The sequence below is a fragment of the Streptomyces sp. NPDC052040 genome, assembly GCF_044548405.1.
GTDB lineage: Bacteria > Actinomycetota > Actinomycetes > Streptomycetales > Streptomycetaceae > Streptomyces.
Window position 1 is genome coordinate 45,010 of the sequence record NZ_JBIUBV010000009.1, and the last position, 12,582, is coordinate 57,591.

At 72.4% G+C, this 12,582-nt stretch carries 14 protein-coding genes; 12 read left to right on the forward strand and 2 right to left on the reverse strand.

What is annotated here, in order from left to right; genetic code table 11:
- Nucleotide 1: 1 nt before the first annotated feature.
- Nucleotides 2–970: a type I pantothenate kinase gene (gene coaA, locus ACIHAA_RS19385; protein ID WP_399819070.1), complete on the reverse strand. Its 969-nt coding sequence runs from the start codon at nt 968–970 to the stop codon at nt 2–4.
- Between the two features lie 190 nt (nt 971–1,160).
- Here coaA and glmS point away from each other — a divergent pair, with 190 nt between their 5' ends.
- The 8 genes from glmS (at nt 1,161) to ACIHAA_RS19425 (ending at nt 9,222) form a co-directional block, all read left to right on the forward strand.
- Nucleotides 1,161–3,008, forward strand: coding sequence for a glutamine--fructose-6-phosphate transaminase (isomerizing) (glmS, locus tag ACIHAA_RS19390; protein WP_399818642.1), 1,848 nt, complete (start codon nt 1,161–1,163; stop codon nt 3,006–3,008).
- Nucleotides 3,009–3,296: 288 nt separating this feature from the next.
- Nucleotides 3,297–3,596 (forward strand): hypothetical protein, encoded by a 300-nt coding sequence (locus ACIHAA_RS19395; protein WP_399818644.1) that lies wholly within the window; start codon nt 3,297–3,299, stop codon nt 3,594–3,596.
- 9 nt (nt 3,597–3,605) lie between these two features.
- Nucleotides 3,606–3,977 carry a holo-ACP synthase gene (locus ACIHAA_RS19400; RefSeq protein WP_399818645.1) on the forward strand — a complete coding sequence of 124 codons (372 nt, stop codon included), beginning with the start codon at nt 3,606–3,608 and terminating at the stop codon, nt 3,975–3,977.
- Between the two features lie 65 nt (nt 3,978–4,042).
- Nucleotides 4,043–5,476 carry an NAD(P)H-hydrate dehydratase gene (locus tag ACIHAA_RS19405; protein WP_399818647.1) on the forward strand — a complete coding sequence of 478 codons (1,434 nt, stop codon included), beginning with the start codon at nt 4,043–4,045 and terminating at the stop codon, nt 5,474–5,476.
- 313 nt (nt 5,477–5,789) lie between these two features.
- Nucleotides 5,790–6,953 (forward strand): alanine racemase, encoded by a 1,164-nt coding sequence (alr, locus tag ACIHAA_RS19410; RefSeq protein ID WP_399818649.1) that lies wholly within the window; start codon nt 5,790–5,792, stop codon nt 6,951–6,953.
- 92 nt (nt 6,954–7,045) lie between these two features.
- Nucleotides 7,046–8,275, forward strand: coding sequence for an alpha/beta fold hydrolase (locus tag ACIHAA_RS19415; RefSeq protein WP_399818651.1), 1,230 nt, complete (start codon nt 7,046–7,048; stop codon nt 8,273–8,275).
- Nucleotides 8,244–8,774, forward strand: a complete 531-nt coding sequence (tsaE, locus tag ACIHAA_RS19420) for a tRNA (adenosine(37)-N6)-threonylcarbamoyltransferase complex ATPase subunit type 1 TsaE (RefSeq protein ID WP_399818653.1) — start codon at nt 8,244–8,246, stop codon at nt 8,772–8,774. The genes ACIHAA_RS19415 and tsaE overlap by 32 nt, the downstream gene beginning before the upstream one ends.
- A 241-nt stretch (nt 8,775–9,015) precedes the next feature.
- Nucleotides 9,016–9,222, forward strand: a complete 207-nt coding sequence (locus tag ACIHAA_RS19425) for a hypothetical protein (RefSeq protein ID WP_399818655.1) — start codon at nt 9,016–9,018, stop codon at nt 9,220–9,222.
- Between the two features lie 79 nt (nt 9,223–9,301).
- Here ACIHAA_RS19425 and ACIHAA_RS19430 read toward each other — a convergent pair whose 3' ends face one another.
- Nucleotides 9,302–9,853, reverse strand: a complete 552-nt coding sequence (locus tag ACIHAA_RS19430) for a hypothetical protein (protein ID WP_399818657.1) — start codon at nt 9,851–9,853, stop codon at nt 9,302–9,304.
- 175 nt (nt 9,854–10,028) lie between these two features.
- Between ACIHAA_RS19430 and tsaB the strand changes: the two genes are divergently transcribed.
- From tsaB to ACIHAA_RS19450, 4 genes are read left to right on the forward strand one after another with little or no spacing between them, the layout of a single operon-like run.
- Nucleotides 10,029–10,682 (forward strand): tRNA (adenosine(37)-N6)-threonylcarbamoyltransferase complex dimerization subunit type 1 TsaB, encoded by a 654-nt coding sequence (tsaB, locus tag ACIHAA_RS19435; protein WP_399818660.1) that lies wholly within the window; start codon nt 10,029–10,031, stop codon nt 10,680–10,682.
- Nucleotides 10,679–11,209 carry a ribosomal protein S18-alanine N-acetyltransferase gene (gene rimI, locus ACIHAA_RS19440; protein WP_399818662.1) on the forward strand — a complete coding sequence of 177 codons (531 nt, stop codon included), beginning with the start codon at nt 10,679–10,681 and terminating at the stop codon, nt 11,207–11,209. Before tsaB ends, rimI begins: the two co-directional genes overlap by 4 nt.
- Nucleotides 11,202–12,302, forward strand: coding sequence for a tRNA (adenosine(37)-N6)-threonylcarbamoyltransferase complex transferase subunit TsaD (gene tsaD / locus ACIHAA_RS19445; RefSeq protein ID WP_399818664.1), 1,101 nt, complete (start codon nt 11,202–11,204; stop codon nt 12,300–12,302). The genes rimI and tsaD overlap by 8 nt, the downstream gene beginning before the upstream one ends.
- A complete protein-coding gene (locus tag ACIHAA_RS19450) occupies nt 12,299–12,556 on the forward strand; it encodes a hypothetical protein (RefSeq protein ID WP_399818667.1) in 258 nt (85 codons plus the stop codon). Before tsaD ends, ACIHAA_RS19450 begins: the two co-directional genes overlap by 4 nt.
- Nucleotides 12,557–12,582: the final 26 nt, after the last annotated feature.

Consider the following 12,582-nt stretch of genomic DNA (forward strand, 5'->3'; position numbering starts at 1 on the left):
TTCAGAGCTTGCGCAGGCTCAGCTTCTGCACCTTGTGGTCGGGGCCCTTGCGGACCACCAGGGCGGCCCGCCCGCGGGTGGGGGCGACGTTCTCCAGCAGATTCGGCTTGTTGATGGTGCGCCAGGTCGTCCGGGCGTAGTCGAGGGCCTCCTCCTCGGAGACCTGGGTGTACTTGAGGAAGTACGAGGACGGGTCCTGGAAGGCGGTCTGCCGGAGCTTGGTGAACCGGTTGAGGTACCAGCGTTCGATGTCCTCGGGCCGGGCGTCGACGTACACGCTGAAGTCGAAGTAGTCCGCGAGGCCGACCCGGGTGCGGCCGTCCTTGCCGGGCAGGGCGGGCTGAAGCACGTTCAGGCCCTCGACGATGAGGATGTCCGGGCGGCGGACGGTGAGCTTTTGGCCGGGGACGATGTCGTAGATCAGGTGCGAGTAGACGGGGGCCGTCACCTCGTCCTTGCCCGCTTTGATGTCGGCGACGAACCGGGTGAGCGCACGGCGGTCGTACGACTCGGGGAAGCCCTTGCGGGACATCAGCCCGCGGGCCTGGAGCTCCTTGGTCGGCAGCAGAAAGCCGTCGGTGGTCACCAGCTCCACCCGCGGATGCTCGGGCCAGCGGGACAGCAGGGCCTGGAGCAGACGGGCCACGGTCGACTTGCCGACCGCGACGGAGCCCGCCACGCCTATCACGAAGGGCGTGCCGGACTGGGAGCCCTGCTCACCGAGGAAGGTGTTCAGGGCACCGCGCAGCCCGTCCGTGGCGCCGACATAGAGATTGAGCAGCCGGGACAGCGGGAGGTAGATGTCCCGCACCTCGTCGAGGTCGATGACGTCACCGAGGCCGCGGAGCTTCTCCACCTCCTCGGCGGTCAGCGGGAGCGGCGTCTTGTCGCGCAGCGCGCTCCACTCGGCGCGGGTGAGGTCGACGTAGGGAGTCGCCTCCGGCTTGGGCCGGTGGGCGCTCCGGGGCATCGAGGAGACCGGAGAGATCACAGTCCATTGTTAACGGAGTTTGAACGAGCTGCGGGGTGGGGTGCGTCACGCCGGAACGGGCGGTGCGGTCCGGTCGGTGGGCGCGGGGCGTTCGTATGCCCGTGGGAATTTCCGATTTCGGGCAGGATTCAAGAGGTCGGGGAGCGTTTTCGATCGTAGGCTGCCGCACATGTGCGGAATCGTGGGATACGTAGGGCCGCAGTCGGCGCTCGATGTGGTCGTGGCCGGACTGAAGCGGCTGGAGTACCGGGGTTACGACTCGGCGGGCGTCGCCGTGCTGGCGGACGGCGGTCTGGCCGCCGCGAAGAAGGCGGGGAAGCTGGTCAATCTGGAGAAGGCGTTGGTCGAACGGCCGCTGCCGGACGGCACCACCGGGATCGGGCACACCCGTTGGGCCACTCATGGCGGCCCCACCGACGCCAACGCGCACCCCCACCTCGACAACGCCGGACGGGTCGCCGTCGTCCACAACGGCATCATCGAGAACTTCGCGGCGCTGCGGGCCGAGCTGGCGGAGCGGGGGCACGACCTGGTCTCCGAGACGGACACCGAGGCCGTGGCGCATCTGCTCGCCGAGGAGTTCTCGGCCACCGCGGACCTCGCGGAGGCGATGCGGCTGGTGTGCCGCCGTCTGGAGGGGGCGTTCACCCTGGTCGCGGTGCACGCCGACGAACCGGACGTCGTCGTTGGCGCCCGGCGGAACTCCCCGCTCGTGGTGGGCGTCGGCGAGGGCGAAGCCTTCCTCGCCTCGGACGTGGCCGCCTTCATCGCCCACACCCGCTCCGCCGTCGAACTGGGCCAGGACCAGGTGGTCGAGCTGCGCCGGGACGGGGTGACGGTCACCGGATTCGACGGCCGCCCCGCCGAGGTCCGCTCGTACCACGTCGACTGGGACGCCTCGGCCGCCGAGAAGGGCGGCTACGACTACTTCATGCTCAAGGAGATCGCCGAGCAGCCCAAGGCGGTCGCCGACACCCTGCTCGGCCGGATCGACCGGGCCGGTTCGCTGACCCTGGACGAGCTGCGGATCTCGGCCGCCGAACTGCGCGAGACCGACAAGGTCGTGATCGTGGCCTGCGGAACCGCGTTCCATGCCGGGCTCATCGCCAAGTACGCCATCGAACACTGGACGCGCATCCCGTGCGAGGTGGAGCTGGCCAGCGAGTTCCGCTACCGGGACCCGATCCTCGACCCGCGCACCCTGGTCGTCGCCATCTCCCAGTCCGGGGAGACCATGGACACGCTGATGGCGCTGCGGCACGCGCGTGAGCAGGGGTCCAAGGTGCTGGCGATCTGCAACACCAACGGTTCGACGATCCCGCGCGAGTCGGACGCGGTGCTGTACACGCACGCGGGTCCGGAGGTCGCGGTGGCGTCCACCAAGGCGTTCCTGACCCAGCTCGTCGCCTGCTACCTGGTCGCCCTGTACCTGGGCCAGGTGCGCGGCACCCAGTGGGGCGACGAGATCCGGGCCGTGATCCGCGATCTGTCGAAGATCTCCCAGTCGGTCGAACGGGTCCTGCGGACCATGGAACCGGTCCGCGAGCTGGCACGGTCGCTCTCCGCGAAGGACACGGTGCTGTTCCTGGGACGGCATGTCGGCTATCCGGTGGCCCTCGAAGGCGCGCTCAAGCTGAAGGAACTGGCGTACATGCACGCCGAGGGCTTCGCGGCGGGCGAGCTGAAGCACGGGCCGATCGCGCTGATCGAGGAGGACCTGCCCGTGGTGGTCGTGGTGCCGTCGCCGCGCAGCCGCTCGGTCCTGCACGACAAGATCGTGTCGAACATCCAGGAGATCCGGGCGAGGGGTGCGCGCACGATCGTGATCGCGGAGGAGGGCGACGAGGCGGTGGTCCCGTACGCCGACCACCTGATCAGCATCCCGGTGACCCCGACACTCCTTCAGCCGCTGGTGGCGACGGTCCCGTTGCAGGTGTTCGCCTGCGAACTGGCCACGGCCCGCGGCAACGAGGTGGACCAGCCGCGGAACCTGGCGAAGTCGGTCACGGTGGAGTGACCCCTCGGGGCGTCGACGACGGTGGGGAAGGCCGAGGTGAACTGCCCGACGCGGTCGGATTGATCGTTTTTTCGCCGCTCGAAAGGGTGAACGTCTTTTACCGCCCGGGCAGTTCGTCTTGTGATCCACCTAGTTTGCGCACATGGTCACATCAGCTCACGAGGGCATGCACCGCATCTTCCAGGAGCGGCCCGAGATTCTGGCCCCCGTATTCGGGGTGCTGGGCGTCCCGTTGTCCGAGAAGGCGACCGTGGACGCGGTCACCACGGACGTGACGGAAGGGAAATCATGTCGTTTGTCAGCTACTTCCCTGGCCGGGGCACGGTCCGTGAGACCGCTTACCTGGAGGGCAAGGCCGAAGGCAAGGTAGAAGGCAGAGCCGAGGGTAAGGCCGAGGGCCGTGTCTCGCCGATCCTGCGGGTTCTGGAGAAGCGCAAGGTTGCCGTCCCCGAGGAGATCCGGGAACGCATCCTCTCGTGCACCGATCTCGACACTCTGGCCGTCTGGTTCGACCGGTCCCTGACTGCCGCGAAGGCCGAGGATCTGTTCGTCGGAGAGCCGGGGCCGGGGGCTGTGGCCGGGTCGTAGAGTGCAGGGGTGAGCATCATCGGAGTGGGGATCGACGTCGCCGAGATCGATCGGTTCCGGGCGTCGCTGGACCGTACGCCCGGGCTTGCCCGGCGGGTGTTCCTGCCACAGGAGTTGCTGCTCCCGAACGGTGAGCGGCGTGGCATCGCCTCGCTGGCCGCGCGGTTCGCCGCCAAGGAGGCGGTGGCCAAGGCCCTGGGCGCGCCCGCCGGGCTGCACTGGACCGACGCCGAGGTCTACGTGGAGGACAGCGGGCAGCCCCGGCTCCGGGTGACGGGCACGGTCGCCGCCCGCGCCGCCGAACTCGGGGTGCAGTCCTGGCATGTGTCGCTCAGTCATGATGCCGGTGTGGCCTCGGCGGTGGTGGTGGCCGAGGGGTAGCGGCGGCCGTGCCAGCGGGGACCGCCTCCGACGGCGTACGGCATGCGTGGGGGAGACTCGACGGTATGCGGAGTGCGTACAGCGTGGAGACGGTGAGGGCTGCCGAGCGTTCCCTCATGGCACGGCTTCCGGAAGGCGCGCTGATGCAGCGCGCCGCCGCCGGACTGGCCGCGGCCTGCGCGGACCTGCTCGGGCGGGTCTACGGCAGTCGGGTGGTGCTGCTGGTCGGCAGCGGGGACAACGGCGGTGACGCCCTGTACGCGGGGGCCCGGCTCGCCCGGCGCGGCGCGGGTGTCACCGCGGTGCTGCTGTCGCCCGGGCGCACCCACGAGGGCGGGCTCACCGCCCTGCGGAGGGCGGGCGGTTCGGCCCTGGAGGTCTCGGAGGCCGCCGAGGATCCGGTCCGGCGGGCCGATCTCGTCCTCGACGGAATCGTCGGCATCGGCGGTACGGGCGGACTGCGGCCGGAAGCCGCCGCGCTCGCCGCACTCGTGGAACGGTCGCGCGCGGCCGTCGTCGCGGTCGACCTGCCGAGCGGGGTCGAGGCCGACAGTGGGGAGGTGCGGGGCGAGGCCGTCCGCGCGGACCTCACCGTGACCTTCGGCACCCACAAGCCGGCCCTGCTGATCGATCCCGCGCGGGAGTACGCCGGTTCCGTACGCCTGGTCGACATCGGGCTGGACCTGCCGGAGCAGGCCGAGCTGGAGGCGTTGCAGCATGCCGATGTGGCGGCGCTGCTGCCGATGCCGCAGGCGGAGAGCGACAAGTACCGGCGCGGGGTGGTCGGCATCGCCGCGGGTTCGGCGCGCTACCCCGGGGCGGCCGTGCTGGCCGTGTCGGGCGCGCTGCGGGGCGGTGCCGGGGCCGTGCGGTATGTCGGCCCCGCCGGGAGCGCGGTGATCTCCCGCTTCCCGGAGACGCTGGTGTCCGACACGGGACCCGCGAAGGCCGGGCGGGTGCAGGCCTGGGTGGTGGGTCCCGGCGCCGGGGACGACGCGGCGACCGTGGCGGAGGTCCTGGAGGCGGATGTGCCGGTGCTCGTCGACGCGGACGGGCTGCGGCTGGCCGACCGGGACGCCGTACGCGCCCGCAGCGCACCGACCCTGATGACCCCGCACGCCGGGGAGGCGGCCGCGCTGCTCGGGGTGTCGCGCGAGGAGGTGGAGGGCGCCCGGCTCTCGGCGGCACGGGAACTGGCGGACCGCTACCGGGCGACCGTACTGCTCAAGGGCTCCACCACGCTGGTCGCGGACCCCGGGGGCGGCCCGGTGCGGGTGAACGCCACGGGCACGCCCTGGCTGGCGACCGCGGGCAGCGGGGACGTGCTGTCCGGACTGTCCGGCTCGCTGCTCGCCGCCGGTCTCCCGGCACGTGACGCCGGCAGCGTGGCGGCCTATCTGCACGGTCTCGCGGGCCGTTACGCGGCCGACGGCGCCCCCGCCGGAGCCCATGACGTGGCCGAGGCGATCCCGGAGGCCTGGCGGGACGTGCGTGACTGAAAGGGCTGCCCTCGGCGGCCCGCACACCGGGCCGGTCGTACGGCCTGCGCGCCGCCGGTCTTCCCGTGCGTGATGCCGGTGGTGTGGCGGGACGTGCGCGGCTGAATGGGCCTCCGGCGCCCGTACGCCGGGCCGTTCGGCTGCCCGCTCTCCTCCGGTCTCCCCGTGCGTGACGCCGGTGGCGGGGCCGGACGTGTGCGGGTGGCAAGGGTCCCTGCGGCCGCCCGTACCCGGGGCCGTTCGGCCCGGTGTCCTTTGCCCCGGGGCCGGGTGCCGGGATGGCGGCGGGGGGCTCTGAGACACTGGTGGCGCGATGACGAGTACTGAGACAGCATCCCTGCGTGCCCGTGCCGAGATCGATCTGGCTGCTCTGCGGGCGAACGTACGTGCCCTGCGTGCCCTCGCGCCCGGCGCGGCCCTGATGGCCGTCGTGAAGTCGGATGCGTACGGCCATGGGGCGGTTCCCTGTGCCCGCGCGGCCCGGGAGGCCGGCGCCGACTGGCTCGGTACGGCCACTCCCGAGGAGGCCCTCGCCCTGCGCGAGGCCGGTCTGACCGGGCGCGTGCTCTGCTGGCTCTGGACCCCCGGCGGCCCCTGGCGGCAGGCGGTCGAGGCCGACATCGACGTCTCCGTGAGCGGGCTGTGGGCGCTGGAAGAGGTGCGGTCGGCGGCGGCCGCCGCAGGCAGGCCCGCCCGGGTCCACCTCAAGGCCGACACGGGACTCGGACGCAACGGCTGCCAGCCCGAGGACTGGCCCGAACTCGTCGCCGAGGCCCTTGCCGCGCAGGCGGACGGCCTGGTCCAGGTGGTGGGCCTGTGGTCGCACTTCGCCTGCGCCGACGAGCCCGGCCACCCCTCCATCCGGGCCCAACTGGACTGCTTCCGGGAGATGGTGGCGTACGCCGAGGAGCAGGGCGTACGCCCCGAGGTGCGGCACATCGCCAACTCGCCCGCCACGCTGACCCTGCCCGAGGCCCACTTCGACCTCGTCCGGACGGGCATCGCGGTCTACGGCCTGTCGCCCAGCCCCGAACTCGGCACCCCGGCCGACTTCGGACTGCGGCCGGTGATGAGCCTGAAGGCCTCGCTGGCCCTGGTGAAGCAGGTCCCCGGCGGCCATGGCGTGAGCTACGGCCACCTGTACACCACCCCCGGCACCACCACCCTCGGCCTGGTCCCGGTCGGCTACGCGGACGGCATTCCGCGGCACGCCTCCGGTTCCGGACCGGTCCTGGTCGGCGGCAAGCTCCGTACGGTCGCGGGCCGGATCGCCATGGACCAGTTCGTGGTGGACCTCGGGGGCGACGAGCCCGGGCCCGGCACGGAGGCCGTGCTCTTCGGCCCCGGCGACCGGGGGGAGCCCACCGCCGAGGACTGGGCGCAGGCCGCCGGGACCATCGCTTACGAAATCGTGACCCGGATCGGAACCCGTGTGCCCCGCGTCTACGTAAATGTGAAGGCAGAACAAGATGGGTAACCCACACGGGTGAACCTGGGCAGGTGTACGGCAGGACGAACGGAGCATCCGCGCAGAGCGGGACAGGCGGAGCATCCGGCGAGGAGGGGGACGTGAGCGAGACGAGCGCCGAGGGCGTGCGGGCTGTCGCGGGAGCGACCGCCATCACCACCGGGAACTGGCGCCTCGCCGGGTTCGCCGGTGCCGCGATAGGCGTGGTCGCGGCGGGCGCCGCGGCCGGGGTCGCCCTGGAACGGATGACGGTGGGCCGCGGCATACGGCGCAAGGCACGGCTCGCCCTCGACTCGGCCGGCCCCTACGGCACCCTCCGCGGCACCCCCGGCAGGGCCCGTGCGGACGACGGCACCGAGCTGTACTACGAGGTCGACGACGTGGAACCGGAGGGCGGCCCCGCGCCCCGCCGACGGCGGCTCTTCGGACGCAAGGCCCCGGCCCCGGTCACCGTCGTCTTCAGTCACGGCTACTGCCTCAGCCAGGACTCCTGGCACTTCCAGCGGGCGGCCCTGCGCGGTGTCGTGCGCACCGTGCACTGGGACCAGCGCAGCCACGGCCGCTCGGGGCGGGGGATCGCCCAGGCCGACGGCACGCCGGTCTCCATCGACCAGCTGGGGCGCGATCTGAAGGCCGTGCTGGACGCCGCCGTGCCCGAGGGGCCGGTCGTCCTCGTCGGGCACTCCATGGGCGGTATGACGGTGATGGCCCTCGCCGACCAGTTCCCGGAGCTGATCCGGGACCGGGTGGTCGGCGTGGCCCTGGTGGGAACCTCCTCCGGGCGGCTCGGCGAGGTCAACTTCGGACTGCCCGTGGCGGGTGTCAACGCGATACGCCGGGTCCTTCCCGGGGTGCTCAAGGCCCTGGGACAGCAGGCCGAGCTGGTGGAGCGGGGGCGCCGGGCCACCGCCGACCTGTTCGCCGGGATCATCAAGCGGTACTCGTTCGCCACCCGCGATGTGGATCCGGCCGTCACCCGGTTCGCCGAACGGATGATCGAGGCCACACCGATCGACGTGGTCGCCGAGTTCTATCCGGCCTTCACCGACCACGACAAGACCGCGGCGCTGACCCGTTTCGCGGGCCTCCCCGTGCTGGTGCTGGCCGGGGTCCAGGACCTGGTGACCCCCAGCGAGCACAGCGAGGCGATCGCCGGTCTGCTGCCCGACGCCGAGCTGGTGCTCGTGCCGGACGCCGGGCATCTGGTGATGCTGGAGCACCCCGAGGTGGTCACCGACCGTCTCGCCGACCTCCTCATGCGCTCGGGAGCGGTTCCCGCAGGAGCTACCGTGGGGGGCTATGGAAGCACCAGCACCGCACAGCCCGGCTGAGTCCCCGCTGCCGGGCGTCATCGTCGAGCTCACCGTCACCTCCCCCGAACAGATGCAGGAGCTGGGGCGCCGCCTGGCCAAGCTGCTGCGCGCAGGCGACCTGGTGATGCTGAACGGCGAGCTGGGCGCGGGCAAGACCACACTGACCCGCGGTCTCGGCGAGGGGCTCGGAGTGCGCGGTGCGGTCACCTCTCCGACCTTTGTGATCGCCCGGGTGCACCCGCCCCTCGGGGGCGGTCCCGCGCTGGTCCACGTGGACGCGTACCGGCTGGGCGGTGGCCTGGACGAGATGGAGGACCTGGACCTCGACGTCTCGCTGCCGGACTCCGTGGTCGTCGTGGAGTGGGGCGAGGGCAAGGTCGAGGAGCTGACGGACGACCGGCTGCACGTGGTCATCCACCGCGCGGTGGGGGACACCACGGACGAGGTCCGCCATGTCACCCTCACCGGCATCGGACACCGCTGGTCGGCGGCGGACCTGCCCGCGCTGTCGGCCTGAGGACCGCTGTCACCGGGGCGGCCCCGCGGGCGGCCCCGTGCTTTCTCCGCGGCGGCACACGGCCGTGACGCCTTCTCCCCGGTGCCTTCTCCGCGGTTCCTCGGTGCCTTCTCTTCGGTCGAACATGCCGACATGTCGTCGGCAAGGTGTTGCGCCGCAGGTGCCGGGCGTGGTGACATGGATATCAGTCCGTGGTTAGGTCTGCCTAACCATGCCCGCCCCCGCGAGCCAGGAGGCGTCCATGCCGGCTTCAGAACGCGACAAGGCGCCGCCGCGCGTGGCGGCCGCCACGGCCGGAGTGTCGATGCGCGACCTGCTGGCCTCGTGCGCCGCCGCACGAGCCGTCTCGACCCCGCCACGGGCCCCCGCCCCGCAGGCGCCCCAGGCGCCCTCCGGGACGGCGACGGCGGCGGGCGAGGAGCGGCCCAGGGCCGCCCGGGCCGCGTGACCGGTCTCGCAGGACTCTGTGCGGGGCTCCCGCGGGCCCGCCGCGCCTCCACCACAGCCCGGTAAGCCGGGCCGACGCCTCAGGGGACGACGACGACCTTCTCGTCGGTCGTCGCGAACTCCCACAGCGCCGTGCCGTCCGCGCGGGACTCGCGGATCCCGCCCAGCTTCCTGGAGGCGTCCGGCCTGGGCGTCGAGCCGTCCGTGGCCGCGCTGAAGCCGATCACCACGCCCTGGTTCATGGCGAACCGCACGATGTGCTCCACCGCCGTACCGTCCGAGCCGAGGGCGGCCCCGGTGCGGGAGGTCACCTTGTAGGTGCCCGGCAGCGGGTCCACCGTCCCCGGTGTGACCGCGAAGGTCCGCTGCACCTTGTTGTCCGCGCCGACCAGCCACACGCGGTCGTCGCCGAGCGCGTACACCACCCGCTCGCCGCTGCCGGAGGAGCCGGGCAGCGCCGCCGGGTGGTTCCTGGGCCGGGCCGATGCGGACGGGGTGGAGCCCGAGGCCTTCACCTTCGGCTTTCCCAGGTCCGCGGGGACGTTCGCCGACGCCTGGTAGGCGAGGAAACCGACCACGGCGATCGCCGCCACGGTGAGCCCGGCCGCAAATCCCGAGCTGCTCCTTGCCACCTGTGTCCACCTCTCGACCCCGCACGCGGAAGCAGTGCGTCGCCCGGATACCTCTCGCGGGACGGCACCGGTCTGCTGATCGATACCGTCGTACTTCTTCGCTGTGACGGTAGCAGCAGGCGTGCGCCGCACCGGCCCGGCCGTGCGTCGGGCGCGGGCGCCGTACGCTGTTTGCGTGCTCTTGCTCGCTCTTGATACCGCCACCCCCGCCGTCACCGTTGCCCTGCACGACGGGACCTCCGTCATCGCCTCGTCCAGCCAGGTCGACGCGCGGCGGCACGGGGAACTGCTGCTGCCCGCCGTCGACCGGATCCTCGCCGAGGCGGACACCCGGCTCGACGCCGTCACCGGAGTCGTCGTGGGTGTGGGTCCCGGCCCCTACACCGGGCTGCGCGTCGGCCTGATGACCGCCGACACCTTCGGCCTCGCGCTCGGGGTGCCCGTGCACGGTGTGTGCACCCTCGACGGCCTCGCCTACGCCTCCGGTCTCGAGGTGCCCTTCGTGGTCGCCACCGACGCCCGGCGCAAGGAGGTCTACTGGGCGCGCTACGACAACGCCAGGACCCGGGTCACCGGACCCGCCGTGGACCGGCCCGCGGACATCGCGGAGCAGGTCGCGGGGCTGCCCGCGGTCGGCGCGGGCGCGCTGCTCTACCCGGACACCTTCCCGAAGGCCCATGAGCCCGAGCATGTCTCGGCGGCCGCCCTCGCGTCCCTCGCGGCCGAGCGGCTGGCCGCGGGCGAGGAACTGCCCGCGCCCCGCCCGCTCTATCTGCGCCGCCCCGACGCGCAGGTGCCCAAGAACTACAAGGTGGTCACCCCCAAGTGACCGGCCCCGTGACACCCGTGCTGCGCGAGATGCGCTGGTGGGACATCGACCAGGTCCTGGAGCTGGAGAAGGAGCTGTTCCCCGAGGACGCCTGGTCGCGGGGCATGTTCTGGTCCGAGCTGGCGCACGCCCGCGGCCCGGAGGCGACCCGGCGCTATGTCGTGGCGGTGGGCGGCGAGCGGATCGTCGGCTACGCGGGGCTGGCCGCCCAGGGCGACCTGGCGGACATCCAGACCATCGCCGTGTCCGGCGCCCTGTGGGGCACGGGACTCGGCGGGCGGCTGCTGACCGAGCTGCTGCGGGCCGCCACGGACTTCGAGTGCGCCCAGGTGATGCTCGAATGCAGGGTCGACAACGTGCGGGCGCAGAAGCTGTACGAGCGCTACGGCTTCGAGCCCATCGGATTCCGGCGCGGTTACTACCAGCCGGGCAATGTGGACGCCCTGGTCATGCGTCTCACGACCGCACCCGACGGCGGCTTCGCCGCGGGCCCCCCTTCCGTACGGGAGACCGAGAACAATGGCTGACGAACCCCTGGTCCTGGGGATTGAGACCTCCTGCGACGAGACCGGCGTCGGCATCGTCCGCGGCACCACGCTGCTCGCGGACGCCGTCGCCTCCAGCGTCGAGGAGCACGCGCGCTACGGCGGTGTGGTCCCGGAGGTCGCCTCCCGCGCACATCTGGAGGCGATGGTCCCGACCATCGACCGGGCGCTGAAGGAGGCGGGGGTGAGCGCCAGGGACCTGGACGGCATCGCCGTCACCGCGGGCCCCGGGCTCGCCGGTGCGCTGCTGGTCGGCGTCTCGGCCGCGAAGGCCTACGCGTATGCGCTGGGCAAGCCGCTCTACGGGGTGAACCATCTGGCCTCCCACATCTGTGTGGACCAGCTGGAGCACGGCGCACTGCCCGAGCCGACGATGGCGCTGCTGGTGAGCGGCGGCCACTCCTCGCTGCTGCTGTCCACCGACATCACCGCCGACGTACGGCCGATGGGCGCGACCATCGACGACGCGGCGGGCGAGGCCTTCGACAAGATCGCCCGTGTGCTGGATCTCGGCTTCCCCGGCGGCCCGGTCATCGACCGGTACGCACAGGAGGGCGACCCGGAGGCGATCGCGTTCCCGCGGGGGCTGACCGGTCCGCGCGACGCCGCCTACGACTTCTCCTTCTCCGGTCTGAAGACGGCCGTGGCCCGCTGGATCGAGGCGAAGCGCGCGGCGGGCGAGGACATCCCGGTGCGCGATGTGGCGGCCTCCTTCCAGGAGGCGGTGGTCGATGTGCTGACCCGCAAGGCGGTGCGGGCCTGCAAGGACGAGGGTGTCGGCCATCTGATGATCGGCGGGGGAGTGGCGGCCAACTCCCGGCTGCGCGCCCTGGCCCGGGAGCGCTGCGAGCGGGCCGGGATCCGGCTGCGGGTGCCCCGCCCCAAGCTGTGCACCGACAACGGCGCGATGGTCGCGGCGCTGGGCGCGGAGATGGTGGCCCGCGGGCGGGCCGCCTCCGACTGGGACCTGTCGGCGGACTCGTCGCTGCCGGTGACCGACCCCCATGTGCCCGGTCAGGGGCACGCCCATCACGACCATGTGCACGAGGTCAGCAAGGAGAACCTGTACTCGTGACGGTCGCGCTGATGTGGGAGGCCCGGGCCGCGGCCGGACGGGGCGAGGAGCTGCTGGACTGGGCGCTGGCGCGGGAACTGACGCCGCCTCCGCTGCGCCGTGAGACCTTCCGGGCCCCTCAGGACCGGGTCCTCGTCATCACCTGGTGGGACGCGGACCTCGCCGACGAGCTGCCCGAACTCCCCGAGCCGGACGGGGGTCTGGTGACCCGGGCGGTGCACCGCTGGCGCTTCGAAGCGGTGGACGGCGGCTGACCGGGCCGCAGGGCCGCAGGGCCGCG

Coding starts and splice junctions, on each gene's coding strand:
- coaA (WP_399819070.1), bottom strand. CDS start 970: ATGCCCCGGAGCGCCCACCGGCCCAAGCCGGAGGCGACTCCCTACGTC.
- ACIHAA_RS19395 (WP_399818644.1), top strand. CDS start 3,297: ATGTCGTTTGTCAGCTACTTCCCTGGCCGGGGCACGGTCCGTGAGACC.
- tsaD (WP_399818664.1), top strand. CDS start 11,202: ATGGCTGACGAACCCCTGGTCCTGGGGATTGAGACCTCCTGCGACGAG.
- tsaE (WP_399818653.1), top strand. CDS start 8,244: ATGGAAGCACCAGCACCGCACAGCCCGGCTGAGTCCCCGCTGCCGGGC.
- glmS (WP_399818642.1), top strand. CDS start 1,161: ATGTGCGGAATCGTGGGATACGTAGGGCCGCAGTCGGCGCTCGATGTG.
- ACIHAA_RS19425 (WP_399818655.1), top strand. CDS start 9,016: ATGCCGGCTTCAGAACGCGACAAGGCGCCGCCGCGCGTGGCGGCCGCC.
- alr (WP_399818649.1), top strand. CDS start 5,790: ATGACGAGTACTGAGACAGCATCCCTGCGTGCCCGTGCCGAGATCGAT.
- ACIHAA_RS19405 (WP_399818647.1), top strand. CDS start 4,043: ATGCGGAGTGCGTACAGCGTGGAGACGGTGAGGGCTGCCGAGCGTTCC.